This window comes from Micromonospora sp. NPDC023869, from assembly GCF_055559695.1.
In genome coordinates this window covers 815,972-833,780 of record NZ_JBVHKD010000002.1, presented here as the reverse complement: position 1 = coordinate 833,780, position 17,809 = coordinate 815,972, and the positions used below count along the sequence as shown (strand labels likewise).

The window sequence follows — 17,809 nt, the reverse complement described above, 5'->3', positions numbered from 1 at the left end:
GGGACTGAGAGCATTCGCATTCCGGTCACTCGGGCACGGTCGGACACGAATCGACGCCCGCAGGTCGGGATGTTGACGTTTCCCGTGCTCGGGACCCCTGCCGAGCGGGAAAAGCAGACGTCGGTCGCTATGCTGACCGGGAAACAACGCCCCTGTAGCTCAGCTGGCCAGAGCACCCGCCTTGTAAGCGGGATGTCGCCGGTTCGATCCCGGCCGGGGGCTCCATCCGTATCGCGCACGGAACACCGGGCGACACCTCGTCGTGGCCGGGCGTTCAGGCGGGCTGATTACCGTCCGCCTGAACGCCCCCGCCACCCCCAGGGACACCCACACCGTGCACCACGCCAACCACTACTACGGGCACTCCCACCTGCTGGCCCGCTACTGCGGACTCGACGACCGGGAGCCGCCCCGGGTACCCGGCTACCTGCAGCACGGCTGGAACATCGGCGACGGGATGGCCCCCGACCACGAGTTCGTACCCGGGGTGCCGTTGTTCCTCTGGTCCGAGCGGACGCGTCGACGCGCCTGGTCCCTCGGGCACCGGCGGACGTACGCCCTCGGCGCGCCGTTCGCGTACCTGACCGCCCTGACGCCCGACGGGCCGTCTGCGCGGGAGGGCACCATCTGGTACCCCTTCCACGGCTGGGAGGGGCAACGGATCCTGGGCGACCACGGTCGGCTGGTCGACGAGATCCGGGCCGTGGAGCCGGGCCCGGTGACGGTCTGCCTCTATTGGCAGGAGTACCGGTCGACGCGGGTCCGCCGGTACTACGAGCGGGCCGGCTTCCGGGTCGTCTGCCACGGCTATCGAGGTGGCCGGTGGAGCGACCTCGATTCGGAGTTCCTCGTCCGGCAGCTCGCCGAACTGCGCCGGCACCGGCGGGTCGCCTCCAACCGGCTGTGCAGCGCGATCTTCTACGGCATCCTGGCCGGCTGTGAGCCCGCCGTGTACGGCGACCCGATGCACCTGGCCGGTGAGACCCCCGTCTGGGGCGGCCAGCCACGCATCCGCCGTCAGTGGGCCGACCTGCACGGTCCTCGGGTGGACGTCACCGTGGCCCGGGCACTCGCCGACGCCGAGCTGGGCGCCGACCGCCTGCTCACGCCGCCCGAGCTGCGCCACCTGTTCCGCTGGCCGACCCCGGCCGCCGTACCGGCCCCACCGGGTGCCCCTGCGGTCGTACCGGCGCCGCTGCCTGCCCCGGGCTCGCGGCGAGGTGCGGGGGCGGCGTCCGGCGAGCGGAGTTCGGCATGACCCCCGGGAGCCCGCGTCTGCTCGGCGGCGAGATGCTCGCCTGGTCCGACCTCGACGGGTCCCGCGGCCCCGGCCCGGTGGGCGGGCCGACGCTGGCCGCGCTGCTGACCGCCGTCGGTGGACGCACCCTGGTCGTCGGCCCGCACCACCCCGACCTGCTCGACGCGCTGCCCTCGACCGACCTGACGATCCTGGTACGCGGACTGGCGGACGCCGAGACACTCGCCGCCCGGTACGCCGACCGGCCGGAAGTCCAGGTGTACTGCGGCAGCCCCGAGAGACTGCCCACCTCGCCGCAGTACGACAGCCTGGTCGCGCTGGACGGGCTGGGGCGGCTCGCCTCGGTGGAGGGGCCGGAGCTGAGCTGGACGGACCGGTTCGACCTGCTGACGTCGATGCTGCGCCCCACCGGCCGACTGCTGCTCGGCGCGGAGAACCCCCTCGGGCTGCACCGGTTGCCGTTCCCGCCGCCGCCACGCACCGACTCCGACTGGACCGCACCGGACGAGTACGACCACACCCGCCCCGCCGGCCTGCCCCGACTGCGGGACCGGCTGGCCGCGTCCGGCCTGTGGACCGTCGGCACCTGGGCCACGTTTCCGTCGCCCCGCACGCCGACCGCCCTGCTCGGTACCGAGCTGCTGGCCGACGCCGACCTGGCCGGCTTCCTCCAGGCCACCCTGAGCGCCACCCAGCCGACCGGAGCCGCCGATTCGGACCGGCAGGTCGCCGTGCCGCCGTTCGCCGATCCGGCTCGGCTGACGATGCTGGCGCTCCGGCACGGCGGTGTCACGGAGTCGGCTCCCGGCTGGGTGCTGCTGACCGAGCGCCTGGCCGCCGCCGGCTCCACTCCGGACCTGTCCGACGAGGCCACCGATCAGGTCGGGGGTCGGCCTCCGGCGGGGGTGCTGATGCGGGACGGTCGGCGTCGAGAGGTCCGCCGTGGCCCGGCCGGCGGATGGCGGTTCGCCGACGGGACGGTGGTGCCGTCGGGGCGTACGGTCGAGGACCTGGCCTTGACCGCGACGGCGCGGCGGGAGCTGCCCGGGTTGCGTGCGCTGCTCACCGCCTGGCAGGCCGGTCCGCTGGCGGACGTGCCGGCGGACCAGGTGGTGGTCACACCTGACGGCGCCTGGCACGCCGTCGCGGCGACCGAGTCGGTGCAGGTCGGGTCGGTGCAGGTCGGGTCGGTGCGGGTGCTGCGCCGGTTGGCGGCCCGGACGGCCGATGCCGGGCTGGCGCACCTCCTGCCGCCCGGTGAACCGGCAGCCACCCTGGCAGCCCTGTCCGGTCGGGAACCGGAGTCGTTCGCCGACGACCGTACGCAGACCACCGCACGAGGGTGGCGGGAGCTGCTGATCGACCGGGACGAGCTGGCGCGGGAGCTGGCCGAGGCCCGTGCCCTGGCGCAGTGGTACGAACGGACGCTGGCCGAGCGCGACCGCGAGCTGACGCGGCTGCGGCAGATCGTCTCGCTGCTCAGCGGCACCCCGACCGCCCGCGCCGCCCGAGCCCTGCTGGCCGGCGCCCGGTCCGCCCGCCGCTCCGCCCGAACCGCCCTCCACCACCTCCGCCGCCCCACCTGACCTCCGCCCCACCCCTCTCTCGGCGCGTCGATCATGGAGTTGTGGTGAGTGCAGAACGGGCTCAAAGGTGCGTATCGCTAGCCACAACTCCATGATCGACGGGGTGACGGCGGGGGGTGGGGGTGATCAGGGTGGCGTAGAGGTGTTCCAGGGTGTGGGTTTGGCGGTGGAGGTCGAAGTGGGTGGCGACGTGACGGTGGGCCGCTTCGCCGAGGCGGTGGCGTAGCAGGGTGTCGGTGAGGAGTCGACGGAGGTTGGCGGCCAGGGCCGGCGGGTCGGCCTCGGGGCCGAGCAGGCCGGTCACCTCGTGCGTGACCGCTTCCGGGATGCCGCTGTGGTACGTCGACACCACCGGCACGCCCAGGCTCGCCGCCTCCAGGATCGTGGTCGGCAGGCCCTCGGTGTCGCCGTCGGCGGCGGTACGCGACGGAGCGGCGAGCACCCGAGACCCGGTGACGTGCCGCAGCACCTCGTCCGGTGGCAGCGCCCCGGCGAATGTCGCGTCGACACCCGAGCGTTCGGCCTGGGCGCGTACCGAAGCGAGCAGCGGGCCGGTGCCGATGAACAGCGTGCGGGGGCGCAGGTCGGCGAGCAGGCCCAGCGCCTCGACGAGGTCGTCCACGCCCTTCTTGTCGACGAAGCGGCCGACGAAGACCACGTCCCAGTTCTTCGGGCCGGTCGGCGGCACGGCGGGTACCGGCACGCCGGTGTGGTGCACGCGTACCTTGGCCGGGTCCGCGCCCAGCTCCAGCGCCCGGTCGCGGATCGGGCCGGAGACGGCCAGGATCAGTGCGGCCCGGTCGAAGGCGGTCCGGAGGTGGCGTCGGTGCCGGGCGCCCCGCCAGCCCCGGACGGTCGGCTGACGGGTGACGTCCAGCCCGTGCAGAGTGATCACCAGCGGGATGCCGAGCCGGGTCGCGGCACGGCTGACCAGCCAGCCGTCCCCGCCGAAGTGGGCGTGGACCACGTCGGGCCGCAGGCGGGCCAGCAGCCGGTGCAGTCGGGGCAGATCGCCGGTCAGTCGCAGCCGGAGCCAGTCCCGGCGACCACGGGGGGTGTCCGGGCAGAGCAGCACGTCGGTGTCCCGGCTCAACGGCGAGTCGACCCGGATCGCGCCGAGGTGGACCGCACGCCAGGTGGGCAACGCGTCGCCCTGGTGGCGGACGAACGTCTCCGAGCCGGGCAGCAGGCAACTCCGCCAGATCACGGCGACCCTAGCGGCCGACATCGGCTCCGAGTTCCGTGGCCACCGGAATCGCCACGGAAGGCGGGGCTGCGGCGGAAGGCGGGGCCGGGACAGGGTGTACGGGTCGACGGCCGAGGATGCGGTCCCGTACCCGGTGGCGCAGGGTCGGCGGGATCAGCCAGATCTGCGCGAAGGTCAGGTAGTCGACCAGGCTCGGGCTGCCGTGCCGGCGCGCCTCGGCCAGCAGCAGGCGGAAGACCCGGAGGCTGCGGGTGGGTGCGGCCATCGAGCTGATGATGCTCATCGTGATCGCCGCGTACGCCCGTGGGGTGATCAGCGGTCGGATGTCGCGTAGCCAGGCGAGTTGCGCCTCCCACGGCGAGCTGAGGCTGATCCGGGGCCGGTCCTCGTCCTGGTGCCAGAGCACCAGTGGTTCGGCGGCGAAGACCAGCTCGACGTCGGGGTGGCCGGTGGCGCGGACGGTCCAGTCGAGTTCCTGCTGCCGGCGCAGGCCGACGGTGAACGGCACCCGACGCAGCAGCTCGGTCGGCGCCATGATCGTCGAGGTCTGGATGAAACCGTCACCGTGGAACAGGCCCCGGCGCACGGTCAGGTACTCGCTGATCGGCTCGCCCAGCTCGGGTAGCCGGCGGGGCAGCACGAACTCCGCCCGGGGCGTCTTGTTGATCAGACGGCTGGCCACCACCGGGCTCGGTACGCGGCTGCGCCGGGCGACGTCGAGCTGGACCGCCAGCTTGGTGGGCAGCCATTCGTCGTCATCGTCGAGCAGGGCCGTCCACGGCGCGCGGGCCTCGCGTACGCCGGTGTTGCGGGCGGTCGGCGCGCCGCCCCGGCCGGGCAGCTCCACCACCCGTATCCGGGGGTCACCGATCTCGGCGAGGGCCGCGCCGGTCGCGGCGTCCGGTCCGTCGACGACCACGATGACCTCGATGTCGGTCACGGTCTGGGCGAGGACGCTGCGGACCGCGCGGGTCACCAACGCGGGTCGGGCGAAGGTCGGCACGACCACGCTGACCTGGGGTGTGGAAGCCATGATCACCTGCTCGCTCGGGGTGCGGGAAGTAGGTGCGCACGGTGACGCTGTCAGGCGTGGGCGGCTCGTCGGTGAATGCCGGGCAGCTACCAGGCGTACAGCTCGGGTCACCGGACGGGCGCGGCGCCGGTGCGGGTTACCCTCAGGCCGTCGAAGGGGGTGGGTGGTGGCGGACGCGGAACTCGTGGTCGAGGTGACCGGCACGGTGGCCACGGTGGTGATCCGCAACCCGGGTCGCCGCAACGCGATGACGACGGCGATGTGGCGGCAGCTCCCGGTGCTGCTCGACGGCCTGGCGGCCGACCCGGCGGTACGCGTCCTGGTGCTCACCGGCGCGGACGGCACCTTCTGCGCCGGTGCCGACCTCGGTGACCTCGACGAGGTGCTGAACCCGGGCGACGGCAACGTGGTGGACGTGGCGGAGCGGCGGCTGGCCGACTTCGCCAAGCCGACCGTCGCCGCCGTGCGGGGTGCCTGCGTCGGCGGTGGCTGCCTGCTGGCCGTCGCCTGTGACCTGCGGCTGGCCGCCGACGACGCGCGGTTCGGTGTGCCACCTGCACGGCTCGGCCTGGTCTATCCGGCGCCGGCCACCCGGCGGCTGACCCGGCTGGTCGGCCCGTCGACGGCCAAGCACCTGCTCTTCACGGGTGAGCTGGTCGACGCCGACCGGGCGCTGCGCACCGGCCTGGTGGACGAGGTGCTGTCCGGCACCGGTCTGGCCGCCCGGATCGATGCGCTCACCGCGACGATCGCGGAACGCTCGCAGCTCAGCGTCGCCGCCGCAAAGGAGATCGTGGACGGTCGGGCCGACGCCGACCGCATCGGCTGGTGGCACGGGCAGGCGCGAGACAGCGGTGAGGCCCGGGAGGGCGTCGCTGCCTTCCACGAACGCCGTCCGGCCCGCTTCGGCTGGACCCCTCCGACGTCCGGCTGACCGTCCGGCCCTGGCCGGCCCGCCCTGGCCCGGCCGGTCAGGGCCGGACGCGACCCGGCGGCTCAGGGACGGGCGAGTAGGCCCCGGGGGCGTACCGAGTGGATCGGCTCGGCCGCGCCGCCCTCGGCCCGCAGGATGTGGTTCGCGGCCAGGATGCCGGTGGCCGCGGACCGCTCCATCAGCGCGCTGGGGAAGTCGGTGCGGATGCCGTCGCCGGCCAGGTAGAGCCCCGCGGCCTCGGTGCGTACCCCGGGCCGTCCGGGATGGCTTCCGGGGGTGAAGGCGGGGGCCTTGGCCTCCACCCGAGCGCGCCGCTCGCGAATTCGCAGCCGGTGCGTCTCCGGCCAGAGCGCGCCCAGGTCGGCCCACATCCGGTCGGCCAGCTCGTCGGCGGACACGTCCGGATCGCAGGCGTACGCGTGCAGCTCGATCACCGAGCCGCCGGTCTGCGCGGCCCAGCGTCGCGGCTCCTCCTCCAGTCGGTGGTACAGCGTGACCGAGTCCAGGGTGGACTGGCGGGACACCCCGTTGAAGGTCGCCCGACCCGGGTCCACGTCCCCGTCGCACCAGTGCCTCGCCACCGCGTACGGCGGACCGGACCGACCGTACGCGGGCATCGCCGCCGCCAGCGCCGGTGCCGCCTCGGCCAGTGTCGGGGAGGCGGCGACCAGGTCGGCCAGCGCCGGTGGGTCGAGGGCCAGCACCACGTGCCGGGCCGGGTACGAGCCGTCGCTGGTGCGTACCCGCCAGCCGGTGCCCTCGCGGTCCAGCGCGGTGGCCGCGACGCCGGTGTGCACGCGACCGCCGTGGCGTTCCAGGTGCCGGGTCAGCGGCTGCCAGATCGCGGTGGCGTAGTCCTCGTCCGGGCAGTCGAAGGCCAGCCCCTCAGGGTTGCCGAGCAGATAGAAGTGGAACTGCACGATCATCTCGGCGGCCGACATCTGCGCCTCGTGGTTGAAGAACGAGTGCGAGAAGACCTCGAAGAGCATGGCCCGCGCCCGGTCCGGCAGTCGCAGCGAGGTGAGCAGGTCGTCGGCGGTGCGGTGGTCGAACTCGGCGTACGTGCGCTCCGGGTGGTAGGTCAGCAGCGGCAGGGCGGCGTCGCGGTCCATCGTGCGCAGGTCGCGTAGTCGCAGGCTGGGGCTGCGGGCCAACAGGGTGAGCAGGTTGGCCGGCGGTGCAGGCGGCAACCGTCCGAACTCCTCGGTCGGCCACTGCGCGCTGAGCACCGGATAACCGGGCACCGGGCGCAGGAAGCGGAGCGTCGGATCGACGCGACGCAGGATGTTGCGCCAGTTGTAGTACTGCCGGAAGAAGGCGTGGAAGCCGTGTTCGTCGACCTGCCCGGTGCCGTCGGCGAGGGTGTCGGGCCAGGCGCCGAGCCGCCCGCCGAGCGTCGGCGCGGCCTCCAGCACCGTCACCTCGACACCGCGTTCGGCGAGCACCACCGCCGCCGACATCCCGGCGATGCCGCCACCGACCACGACCGCCTGCACCGGATGCGGCACCCGGGTCGCGCCACCGCCGCCCGGGTCCACCTGGTGCGGCCGTACGCCGATGAGCCGACCGAACACCTGTGACAGCTTCACACCGCACCTCCCGATGGCCCCTCAGTCTGCCCGACGGGGGTCGGCACCGCCGTACGTGCCGGTGCGCTCGGTGCCGCCGTACGTGCCGGCGTGCTCTCGTGTTAGCAGGGGTCCCTTGTAATACACGAGGCGTTAGCAGGGGACCCTTCCTTACCCGCGGCCCTTATCCGGGGCGGTCGGACGTCGGCCAGACGTACTCGACGTCGGTGGGGGTGTCGTCGCCGAAGATCGGGCGGTAGTGCGCGGGATCCTTGCGCAGCAGCGACGAGCGGTGGCTCAGGTGCAGGTCGGCGCGGCCCAGCCAGGGCGGCAGTTCGCCGGCTTCGGCCAACTCCTGCTGGGTGCGGACCCGCTCGATGCCCCGGGCGGCGGCGAGGTCGGCGGTCAACGTGGTGGCGCAGGTGTCGGCCCGTCCGGTCGCGCACCAGACCGCGCAGACGTCCAGCCCGTAGCGGGTGAGGGCCTCCTCGTAACCGGTCCACATCTTGACAGCGGGATGGTGACGCCAGCCGTACCCGGGGCGGGTCAGCCCACGCAGCACCTGGATCGCCTCCACCCGCTGCTTGCCGAGCCGCCGTTGGTCCAGCGTGTCGGCGCTGGCCAGGAAGTCCGGGTACGGCAGGAAGGTCTGCATGGGGCTGCCGTACCCGTCCACGACCCGGACATGCCGGGCCGGGACTCTCATGATCGTCGCGGGGCTGCGCGGAGCGCGACCGGCTGTTTACCATGCGAAGCATGGCGGAGCCGCTGCTCGATCGCGCCCGGCGGGCAGGCCGCCGGTTGCGGGTCAACGGGGAGCCACGGGCGCACTACGTGGTCTGCGGCCAGGATCCCCTGGCGTACTGGGTGGTGCGGGCGATGCTGGCCGCCGAGACGCAGGCCGGGCGGCTGCGGATCACCCTGATCGTGCCCGAGCGACAGCGGTCACCCGGCCCGGACGGGCGTGACCTGCCCGGCATCGAGGTGATCCCGGCCGACCGGCTGGACGAGGCCACGTTCCGCCGGGCCGGGCTGGCCGGTGCGGCCGGGCTGGCCCTGCTGCACCAGGACGACGTGGGCAACATGCAGGCCGCCCTCTGCGCACAGGAGGTCGAGCCCCGGCTGCGGCTGGTCGTGCGGATGTTCAACACCGGCCTGGCCAACGGCGTACGGCAGATCTTCCCCGACTCGTCGGTGCTCTCCGACGCCTCGATGGCCGCCCCGGCCTTCGTGGCCGCCGCGCTGGGCGAGGTCGCGCCGACGCACTTCCGACACGGCGGGCGCACCCTGTACGTGGCCCGCCGCGACGACGTACGCCCGAGCGAGATCGTCTGCGGGGTGGCCGACACCCGCGACCCCCAGCAGGACCTGGTGCTTCCCGCCGACGACGAGGACGCCGACGTGGTGCTCGCGGAGGCCGTCGGCCGCCCGGCCGGCACCGAGTTGGCCGCCCGTCGGCTGGTCCGCGCCCGACGTCGACGACGCCCGGTCGCGATGTTCCTCGGGGCCGTGCGGGGCTTCGCCACCCGCAAGATCGGCATCGCGGTGTTCGTGCTGCTCGCCGTGATCGCCGCGCTCGGCGGGCTCTACGGGCGCGCCGACCACGTCCCCTGGGCCGAAGGGCTCTACCTGACCATGGTCACCACGCTCAGCGGTCAGGACCCGGACACCGACAAGGGCGGTGTCGTGCAGGCGATGCAGGTGCTGCTCAACCTCGCCGGGGTGGCCCTGATCCCACTGATCACGGCGGTGGTCGTCGACGGCGTGGTCCGGGCGCGGCTGGCCCTGCACGCCGGGCGGAACTTCATCGAGCGTTCCGGGCACGTCGTGGTGGTCGGACTGGGCAACATCGGCACCCGGGTGATGGCCCAGCTCAACGACTTCGGCGTCGAGGTGGTCGCGATCGACAGCAATGCCGACGCCCGGGGTGCCGGGTTGGCCCGGCGGCTGGGCGTACCGCTGGTGGTGGGCGACGCGGCGCAGGAGGAGACGCTGCGCGCCGCCTCGATCGCCACCTGCCAGGCGCTGGTGGTGGTCTCCACCGACGACGGCGCCAACCTGCGCGCGGCGCTGAACGGCCGGACCGTGAACGACCAGCTCCGGGTGGTGCTGCGGCTCTTCGACGGCGACTTCGCCGAGCGGGTGCAGCGGGCCTTCGGCATCGGCACCTCCCGCAGCGTCTCCTACCTGGCGGCACCGTCGTTCGCGGCGGCCCTGCTGGACCGCGCGGTGATCGCCACCATCCCGGTCGGCCGGCACGCGTTGTTGGTCACCGAGGTCGCGGTGGCGGCCGGTTCGAGGCTGGACGGCCGGACACTCGCCAGCGTCGGCCGACCGGGCAGCGTCCGGTTGCTCGCGCACGCCCGGGTCGGGCAGCGTCTCGACTGGTCGCCGGACCGGCGGATGATGGTCTCGGCGGGGGACCGGCTGACCGTGATGGCCCGCCGGGCCGGGCTGAACTCCCTGCTCCGCGAGGTCGCGCCGCCCGAGCCGGAGCCACCGGCACAGACCGGCCCGCCGGTCCCCCGCGAGGCCGATGAGTGACGGCACCGGCCACCACCGAGTGAGCAGCTCGGGTCAGGCGCGGGTGGGGCGCAGCGCGTACCAGGCGGCACCGAGGGCGAGTACCCCGAGGCCGGCGAGCACGCTGGTGAGGGGCAGGTTGACCACGAGCAGGATGCAGCCGACGAGCCCCACCACGGCGAGTGCCCGCACCGGCAGCCTCCGTGTCGGGTCCCGGCCGAGGGTCAGCGCCGCCGCGTTGGTGATCGCGTAGTAGACCAGCACGGTGACGCTGGAGAAGCCGATCGCGGCCCGGACGTCGCCGAGCGCCACCACCAGGATCACCACGGCGGCGACGGCCAGTTCGGCGCGGTGCGGCACCCGGTGTACGGGGTGCACGGCCGCCAGGGCTGCTGGCAGGTCGCGGCGGCGGGCCATCGCCAGCGTGGTGCGGCCCACCCCGGCCAGCAGCGACAGCAGCACCCCGGTCACCGCGACGGTCGCCCCGGCACGGACCATCCACGCCAGGCCGGGCAGCCCGGCGGCGCTCACCACGTCGGCCAGCGGTGCGGTCGATCCGGCGAGCCGGTCCGGCCCGAGCACCCCGAGCGCGATCACGGCCAGCACCAGATAGATCACCAGCACCAGGCCGAGCGCCAGCGGCACCGCCCGAGGGATGGTCCGCTCCGGCTCGCGCACCTCCTCACCGAGGGTGGCGATCCGGGCGTACCCGGCGAAGGCGAAGAAGAGCAGCCCGGCGGCGGTGAGCACGCCCCGCGCGGAGCCGCCGGGCTGGTCGATCCGGTCGATCTGGACGCCGGTCGCGCCGGCCACCGCGACCAGGGCCAGCACCGCCAGCACGACCAGTACCAGGACCCGAGTGGCGGTGGCGGTCTTGGTGACCCCGCGCAGGTTCACGCCGGTCACCGCGACGACGGCGGCGACGGCCACGAGCCGGGCCTGCCCGGGCCAGAGGTACGCCCCGACGGTCAGCGCCATCGCCGCGCAACTGGCCGTCTTGCCGACCACGAATCCCCAGCCGGCAACGAATCCGGCGAACGGACCGAGTCGTTCCCGGCCGTAGACATAGGTGCCGCCGGACTCCGGGTAGCGGGCCGCCAGCCGGGCCGAGCTGGTCGCGTTGCAGAACGCCACCGCACCGGCCAGCGCCAGCGCGACCAGCAGCCCGATGCCGCCGGCTGCCGCAGCGGCCGGGGCGAAGACCACGAAGACGCCCGCGCCGAGCATCGACCCCAGACCGATGACGACTGCATCCGGTACGCCCAACCGCCGTGCCAACCGTTCCACGGCGGCAGCCTAGGGGCGTTCGATGAACGAAGCACTCCAATCGCGTAGCCGACCGGGGAGCGGCAGCCCGTCCCAGGGCACCCGGTGCAGCAGCCGGTCCAACAACAGGCCCAGCAGCAGGGCCGCCAGCCCGTCGGTGAGCCAGTGGAAGTTCAGATACGTGGTGGTGACCAGCAGGATCGCCGGGGGCGCGTACCGGACCAGCCGGTAGAGCCCGGTCGGGAGCCGGCCGGCGGTCAGCGAGAGCAGCAGCACGGCGATCACGCCGTACCAGACGATCGCGTTGGCGACGTGGCCCGACGGGTACGACATCGAGTAGACGTCCGCCGGCAGATCGTGGAAGATCCGCACCGCCTCCTCCGGTGCCAGGAACGGCTCCTTGACCGAGGCGGTCGGGGCGGCCCGGTCGGTCCAGAGCTTGAGCGGGCCGATCGTCAGCATGGTGATCACGAAGGCGGCCCCCACCAGCAGGAACGGCCGGATCGTACGGCGCCGCCAGGCCACCGCCACGGCCAGTCCGCCGGAGAGCGGCAACAACAGCCCGCCGCCCTGACCGAGCAGATTGAACGCCCGGGCGATCCAGTACAACGGGGTCGGTGCGTGAGCGAAGGCCCACTCGCTCACCGCGAGGTCGAGACCGTAGTACCGGCCGGTGGCGAGCACTGCGGTCAGCGCCGCGAACCCGGCGATCAGCAGGGCGTCGAACCACCAGCCGGCCGGGCGTACCGGCGCCGGGCGCAGCCTCCGGGGTGTCGTTTCCCGCACCCCGCCACGCTACCGGCCCGCCCGGACGGACGGACCGCGCCTCCGCCTCGGCACTGTGGGGCCGACCACGCGGGGAAGCGTTCCGGGCGGCGAGCCGTCAGACTTGACGCCGTGCGGATCACTTCGGCCCTCGTAGACCCGGCGTTGCTCGACCTGCCCTGGTCGACACCGCTGGAGGAGTGGCCGGCCGAACACCTGGTCGCGCTGCCGCAGGGCATCTCCCGGCACGTGGTGCGCTTCGTACGCCTCGGCGGCTTCGTCTACGCGGTCAAGGAGACCGGCGAGCGGGTGGCCGAGCGGGAGTACGACCTGCTGCGCGCGCTGGAACGGATCGACTTCCCGTCGGTGGAGGCGGTGGCGATCGTCGCCGACCGGCAGTCCGACGCCGGTGAGCCGCTCGACCCGGTGCTGATCACCCGGCACCTCCAGTTCTCCCTGCCGTACCGGGCGTTGTTCTCGCACACGCTGCGGCCGGAGACGATGGGCCGGCTGCTGGACGCGCTCGCCGCGCTGCTGGTCCGGATGCACCTGACCGGCTTCTTCTGGGGCGACTGCTCGCTGTCGAACACGCTGTTCCGGCGGGACGCGGGCGCGTTCGCCGCGTACCTGGTCGACGCGGAGACCGGGGCGCTGCGCAGCGCGCTCTCCAACGGCCAGCGCGGCGAGGACCTGGAGATCGCCCGGGTCAACATCTTCGGCGAGGCGCTCGACCTCGCCGCCGCCGGCCTGCTGCACGACTCGATCGACCCGGAGGTGGTCTGCGAGGAGGTCGTGCAGCGGTACGAGCGGCTCTGGCACGAGATCACCTACGAGCAGCAGGTGGAGCGGGACGCCCGACACGACGTCGAGGGTCGGATCCGGCGACTCAACGAACTGGGCTTCGACGTGGCCGAGGTGGCCATGTCGACGATCGACAACGGGCGGTACCTGATCCGGCCGAAGGTGGTCGACGCCGGCTACCACCACCGGCGACTGCTCCGGCTGACCGGCCTGGACGCCGAGGAGAACCAGGCCCGCAGACTGCTGAACGACCTCGACGCGTACCGGGCGGAGAGCGACCTGATCGACGAGCAGCAGGCCGCGCACCGCTGGTTGACCGAGGTGTTCGAGCCGGTGGTCCGCGCGGTGCCCGCGCACCTGCGGCGCAAGTTGGAGCCGCAGGAGCTGTTCGCGCAGATCATCGAGCACAAGTGGCTGCTCTCCGAGGAGGCCGGCCGGGACGTCGGCATGCGGCACGCGGTGCACTCGTTCCTCGGCGACGTGCTGGTGCACCGCCCCGACGAGCAGGCGGTGCTCGGCGTGGAGATCCCGGCGCCCCGCTGACCTGACCAGGTCACTCGACCCAGTCGCCGCCGCGCATCACCCGGACGACCTGAAGGTCGTCGTCGAGCACCACCAGATCGGCGCGCAGGCCGGGCTGGAGGGCGCCGGCCTGGTCGGCGAGGCCGATCGCGAGCGCCGGCGTGGTGGACACCATGCGGACCGCGTCGGGCACCGGGACCCCGGCGGCCACCGCGTTGCGCAGCGCCGCGTCCATGGTCAGGGTGCTGCCGGCGATCGCGCCGTCGCGGGCCAGTCGGGCCTCGCCGCCGGTCACGGTCACCGCCTGCCCGCCCAACTCGTACTCGCCGTCGGGCATCCCGGCGGCGGCCATCGCGTCGGTGATCAACGCACAGCGCTCCGGACCGGCGGTGCCGGTGGCGAAGGTCAACGTGCCCTGGTGCAGGTGCACCCCGTCGGCGACCAGCTCGCACACCACGTTGGGCGCGGTCAGCAACGCCACCACCGGCCCCGGCTCGCGGTGGTGCACCGGACGCATGCCGTTGAACAGGTGGGTGCCGACGTTCGCCCCGGCCGCCACCGCGGCCACGGTCTGCTCGTACGTCGCGTCGGTGTGTCCGACCGCGGCGACCACACCGTGCCGGGTGAGCAGCTCGATGGCCTCCAGCGCGCCGGGGCGCTCCGGGGCGAGGGTGACCATCCGGACCGCTCCGTCACCGAGCTTGATCAACTCGTCCAGCTCGTCGGTGGACGGGTCGCGGAGGAACTCCGGGTTCTGCGCGCCGCAGCGGGCGGCGGACAGGTACGGCCCCTCGAAGTGGATACCGGCCAGCACGCCGTCGCCCACCAGCGGCGCGAACGCGGTGGTGGCCGCGCGCATCAGGTCGAACGGCGCGCTGACCAGGCTGGCGAGCAGACTGGTGGTGCCGTGCCGCAGGTGGAACGCGGCGGCGGCGCGGGCCTGGTCGGCGTCGCCGGTGGTGAAGGTGTGCCCACCGCCGCCGTGGGTGTGCATGTCGACGAAACCGGGCACCACCCAGTGGCCGTCCCGGACCGACGGGTACTCGGCGACGGCGCTGATCCGGTCACCCCTGACCTCGACGCAACCCTGCCGGACCACCCCGCTCGGGGTGACCACCTTGCCGTTAACCCGTTCGGTCATCACGTCTCCAACTGGTCGAGGGCGAGCAGGGCGGCACCGAGGCAGCCCGCCTCGTCGCCGAGGGCGGCCGGGACCAGTCGCGGCTCCCGGTGGAACGTCAGCCGGTCCCGCAGCGCCGTACGCAGCGGGTCGAACAGCCCGGCACCGGCCTGGGCGAGCCCACCGCCCAGGACGATCGTCTCCACGTCGAAGAGGGCCTGGCCGGTGGCCAACCCGTCGGCCAGCGCCGCGACGGCCTCCCGCCAGACCCGACTGGCGATCTCCTCACCGGCCGCCGCGCGGGCGGCCACCTCGGCGGCGCTCACCATCGTCGGCCGCGTACCCGAGCCGGTGGCGGACCCGCCGTCCGACCCGGCGCGGTCGGTGGCGGCGCTCGACCCGGCGTGTTCAACGGCGGACCCGTCGGTGGCCGGCGTGCTGGCGGACCCGGCGGCGCTGGTGAGTGCGGCGTAGCGGCGGGCGACGGCGGAGGCGGAGGCGATCGACTCCAGGCAGCCGGCCCGGCCGCAGCCGCAGGGCGGGCCGTCCGGGCGGACCAGGATGTGGCCGAGTTCGCCAGCCGCGCCGTGCGCGCCGGTGGCGGCCGATCCGGCGACCACGTGTGCGGCGGCGATGCCGGTGCCGATGGCCACGAACAGCACGTGCCCGGCGTCGCGACCGGCCCCGAGGCGCGCCTCGGCGAGTCCGCCGGCCCGCACGTCGTGCCCGAGCGCCGTGGGCAGGCCGAGCCGTGCCGTGGCCAGCGCCCGCAGGGGTACGTCCCGGAAGCCCACGTTCGCCGACCAGACCGCGACGCCGCGTGCCTCGTCGACCACGCCCGGCACCACGATGCCGAGTGCAGCCGGGGCGAGGCCGTCGGCGCGGGCCTTTTCGGCCAGCCCCTCGGCCACGGCGAGGATCGTGTCGACGACCGCCTCGGCTCCCCGGGCCGCCTCGGTGGGGTGTCGTTCGGCGTGCACCACGGCACCGTCGGGTCGGATCAGCGCGCACTTCATCCCGGTGCCGCCGACGTCGAGTGCGACGACGACCCGCTCGTGTGCTGGGGTCACGTGAGTACCACGGACCTGCTCAGGTGCCGGGGTGCGTCGGGGTCGAGTCCGCGACTGGTGGCCAGGGCGACGGCGAAGCGTTGGGCCAGGATCAGGTCGGCCATCGGGTCCACCGGCGTCCGCCCGGCGGCCCAGCGGCCCAGCACGGTCCGGACACCGTGGGTGCGGCTGTGCGCGAACGCGGCACCGGTGGCGGCGACGTCCTCGGGCAGCCCGTCGGGCAGCTCGCCGAAGGCCCAGACCAGCCGGCCGGGCGCGGCCACCGAGATCGGGCCGTGCCGGTAGTCCATCGCCGGGTACGCCTCGGCCCAGAAGGTGGCCGCCTCGCGGCACTTGAGCGCCGCTTCCTGGGCCAGCCCGATCGTCCAGCCCCGGCCGAGGAAGGTGACCTGCTCAATCAGGGTCGGGTCGATCGGCAGCGGGGCGCGGACCGCGACCTCCGCGTCGGCGACCAGCGCGGTGATGTTGTCGCCCAGGTGGGCGCGGAGCAGCGCCAGCGCGGTGGTGGGGAAGCGGGTCTGGATCACCGAGCGCTCGTCGGCGAAGGGCATGGTGACGTTGGCGTCGGCGATGTCGACCGCCGGTGAGGCGGGGTCGCCCACCAGCACGGTGGTCGGGATCTGCCCGCGTACTGCGGCGAGCAGGTCGAGGACCTCGGTCGTGGTGCCGGAGCGGGTGATCGCCAGCAGCCGGTCGTACCGTCGGCCGGCGGGGAACTCGCTGGCCTGGAAGGCATCGGTCTCGCCGTGCCCGGCGGCCTCGCGGCGGGCCGCGTACGCGGAGGCCATGAACCACGAGGTGCCGCAGCCGACGACGGCGACCCGTTCACCGGTGCGGGGAAGTCGGTCGACCACCGAGGGGGCCAGGTCGGCCGCCCGGCGCCAGCAGTCCGGCTGACTCGTGATCTCTGCGGAAACGTACGCCATGAGAACTCCTCGCTGGCCGGCTCGCTGCGCAGGGCAGCGTGTCGCGTCGTGCAGGTGTCACTGCGGTGCAGTTTGTCGCGCGGTGCCACTCAGTGCGCTGCGCCATGAAGCTCACTGCGCGATGATGCTCACTGCGCGATACGGCTCGTTAACCGCATCTTTCGAGCGCCATTCTGCTCGAAACGCGGCGGTAATGGCAACCGCAGGGGTGAACGCGCAGCCGGAGGTTTTGCCACATCGTAGTTTCGCGCACTACTGTGCACGCAACCAATCACGGATCGTGCAGTGACGGAGGCTCCGGGGTGGACCGCTACGCGAGATGGAACGCCCTGCTCGAAATGCTGACCGACTCCGGCCGGGTCACCGTCGAGGAGGCCGCCGAGCGCCTGGACGTCTCGCAGGCCACCATCCGTCGCGACTTCGACCAGCTCGCCCAGCAGCAGATGATCACGCGTACCCGGGGTGGTGCGGTCGCCAATGGCGTCTCGTACGACCTGCCGCTGCGCTACAAGACCGCCAAGCACTCCGCCGAGAAGCAGCGCATCGGCACCGCCGCCGCGGCGCTGGTGTCGCCGGGCACGGTGGTCGGCCTCAACGGCGGCACCACCAGCACCGAGGTCGCCCGGGCGCTGGCCGTCCGCCCGGATCTCAACACCAACGCCGAGGGCGCGCAGTTGACCGTGGTCACCAACGCCCTGAACATCGCCAACGAGCTGCTGGTGCGGTCCCGGATGAAGGTCGTGGTGGCCGGCGGGGTGGTGCGGCCCAAGTCGTTCGAGCTGGTCGGCCCGCTGGGCGGGGCGCTGCTGCGCGAGGTCACCCTGGACGTGGCGCTGCTCGGCGTGGACGCGATCGATCCGCAGCTCGGCGCCGCCGCCCACCACGAGGGCGAGGCGGCGATGAACAACCTGATGGTGGCCCGGGCCAAGCGGGTGGTGATCATCGCGGACTCGTCCAAGTTGGGCGGTCACGCCTTCGCCCGCATCTGCTCGGTGGACCGGGTCGAGACGCTGGTCACCGACTCGGGTGCGGCACCCGAGGTGGTCGATGCCTTCCGCGTCGCCGGCGTCCACGTCATCTGCGCCTGACCTGCAAGGAAGGGCCCCTTCCTAACGTCTCCGGTAGAGCAGGGGACCCCTGCTAACACATCTCTCGGCGTGGCGATGCATACCGGGTATTGCCTTCCGCTGCATACCGCGTATGGTGTCGTCGTCGCCCACACACCAACGG

Annotated in this window: 15 protein-coding genes and 1 tRNA gene; 7 read left to right on the top strand and 9 right to left on the bottom strand. The window is 73.5% G+C overall.

Annotated features, from left to right (window positions below; translation table 11 throughout):
• Positions 1–148: 148 nt before the first annotated feature.
• The 3 genes from ACZ31C_RS09600 to ACZ31C_RS09590 all read left to right on the top strand — a co-directional run bounded on the left by ACZ31C_RS09600 (position 149) and on the right by ACZ31C_RS09590 (position 2,844).
• Positions 149–225: transfer RNA gene (locus ACZ31C_RS09600), tRNA-Thr, on the top strand.
• A 109-nt stretch (positions 226–334) separates the two neighbouring features.
• Positions 335–1,258: a hypothetical protein gene (locus tag ACZ31C_RS09595; RefSeq protein WP_465795019.1), complete on the top strand. Its 924-nt coding sequence runs from the start codon at positions 335–337 to the stop codon at positions 1,256–1,258.
• The gene (locus ACZ31C_RS09590; protein ID WP_465794845.1) at positions 1,255–2,844 is read left to right on the top strand and encodes a hypothetical protein; all 1,590 of its coding nucleotides are present in this window, start codon (positions 1,255–1,257) and stop codon (positions 2,842–2,844) included. Before ACZ31C_RS09595 ends, ACZ31C_RS09590 begins: the two co-directional genes overlap by 4 nt.
• 61 nt (positions 2,845–2,905) lie before the next feature.
• Here the strand turns inward: ACZ31C_RS09590 and ACZ31C_RS09585 are convergent, their stop codons facing one another.
• Both ACZ31C_RS09585 and ACZ31C_RS09580 read right to left on the bottom strand, forming a co-directional pair.
• The gene (locus ACZ31C_RS09585; protein ID WP_465794844.1) at positions 2,906–4,051 is read right to left on the bottom strand and encodes a glycosyltransferase; all 1,146 of its coding nucleotides are present in this window, start codon (positions 4,049–4,051) and stop codon (positions 2,906–2,908) included.
• A gap of 7 nt (positions 4,052–4,058) precedes the next feature.
• Entirely contained in the window at positions 4,059–5,084 is a 1,026-nt protein-coding gene (locus tag ACZ31C_RS09580) for a glycosyltransferase family 2 protein (protein ID WP_465794843.1), read from the bottom strand.
• A gap of 166 nt (positions 5,085–5,250) precedes the next feature.
• Between ACZ31C_RS09580 and ACZ31C_RS09575 the strand changes: the two genes are divergently transcribed.
• Positions 5,251–6,018: an enoyl-CoA hydratase/isomerase family protein gene (locus ACZ31C_RS09575; protein WP_465794842.1), complete on the top strand. Its 768-nt coding sequence runs from the start codon at positions 5,251–5,253 to the stop codon at positions 6,016–6,018.
• Positions 6,019–6,080: 62 nt separating this feature from the next.
• Here ACZ31C_RS09575 and ACZ31C_RS09570 read toward each other — a convergent pair whose 3' ends face one another.
• Both ACZ31C_RS09570 and ACZ31C_RS09565 read right to left on the bottom strand, forming a co-directional pair.
• Positions 6,081–7,607: a hydroxysqualene dehydroxylase gene (locus ACZ31C_RS09570; RefSeq protein WP_465794841.1), complete on the bottom strand. Its 1,527-nt coding sequence runs from the start codon at positions 7,605–7,607 to the stop codon at positions 6,081–6,083.
• A gap of 163 nt (positions 7,608–7,770) precedes the next feature.
• Positions 7,771–8,241, bottom strand: coding sequence for an MSMEG_6728 family protein (locus ACZ31C_RS09565; RefSeq protein ID WP_465795018.1), 471 nt, complete (start codon positions 8,239–8,241; stop codon positions 7,771–7,773).
• A gap of 101 nt (positions 8,242–8,342) precedes the next feature.
• Between ACZ31C_RS09565 and ACZ31C_RS09560 the strand changes: the two genes are divergently transcribed.
• The gene (locus ACZ31C_RS09560; RefSeq protein WP_465794840.1) at positions 8,343–10,130 is read left to right on the top strand and encodes a potassium channel family protein; all 1,788 of its coding nucleotides are present in this window, start codon (positions 8,343–8,345) and stop codon (positions 10,128–10,130) included.
• A gap of 33 nt (positions 10,131–10,163) precedes the next feature.
• Here ACZ31C_RS09560 and ACZ31C_RS09555 read toward each other — a convergent pair whose 3' ends face one another.
• Together ACZ31C_RS09555 and ACZ31C_RS09550 are read right to left on the bottom strand one after the other, a co-directional pair.
• Positions 10,164–11,396 (bottom strand): APC family permease, encoded by a 1,233-nt coding sequence (locus ACZ31C_RS09555; RefSeq protein WP_465794839.1) that lies wholly within the window; start codon positions 11,394–11,396, stop codon positions 10,164–10,166.
• Between the two features lie 9 nt (positions 11,397–11,405).
• Positions 11,406–12,161, bottom strand: coding sequence for a phosphatase PAP2 family protein (locus ACZ31C_RS09550; RefSeq protein WP_465794838.1), 756 nt, complete (start codon positions 12,159–12,161; stop codon positions 11,406–11,408).
• A 111-nt stretch (positions 12,162–12,272) separates the two neighbouring features.
• Between ACZ31C_RS09550 and ACZ31C_RS09545 the strand changes: the two genes are divergently transcribed.
• A complete protein-coding gene (locus ACZ31C_RS09545) occupies positions 12,273–13,484 on the top strand; it encodes a DUF4032 domain-containing protein (protein WP_350699248.1) in 1,212 nt (403 codons plus the stop codon).
• Between the two features lie 10 nt (positions 13,485–13,494).
• On the opposite strand, the gene nagA is transcribed toward ACZ31C_RS09545, so the two are convergent.
• Genes nagA through ACZ31C_RS09530 form a run of 3 tightly spaced genes read right to left on the bottom strand, consistent with a single transcriptional unit; the run spans position 13,495 to position 16,579 of the window.
• Positions 13,495–14,604: an N-acetylglucosamine-6-phosphate deacetylase gene (nagA, locus tag ACZ31C_RS09540; RefSeq protein WP_465794837.1), complete on the bottom strand. Its 1,110-nt coding sequence runs from the start codon at positions 14,602–14,604 to the stop codon at positions 13,495–13,497.
• Positions 14,604–15,653 (bottom strand): ROK family protein, encoded by a 1,050-nt coding sequence (locus ACZ31C_RS09535; protein WP_465794836.1) that lies wholly within the window; start codon positions 15,651–15,653, stop codon positions 14,604–14,606. Before ACZ31C_RS09535 ends, nagA begins: the two co-directional genes overlap by 1 nt.
• A complete protein-coding gene (locus ACZ31C_RS09530) occupies positions 15,650–16,579 on the bottom strand; it encodes an SIS domain-containing protein (RefSeq protein ID WP_465794835.1) in 930 nt (309 codons plus the stop codon). Before ACZ31C_RS09530 ends, ACZ31C_RS09535 begins: the two co-directional genes overlap by 4 nt.
• Before the next feature lie 302 nt (positions 16,580–16,881).
• Between ACZ31C_RS09530 and ACZ31C_RS09525 the strand changes: the two genes are divergently transcribed.
• Entirely contained in the window at positions 16,882–17,667 is a 786-nt protein-coding gene (locus ACZ31C_RS09525) for a DeoR/GlpR family DNA-binding transcription regulator (protein WP_350699255.1), read from the top strand.
• The last annotated feature ends 142 nt before the right edge of the window (positions 17,668–17,809 follow it).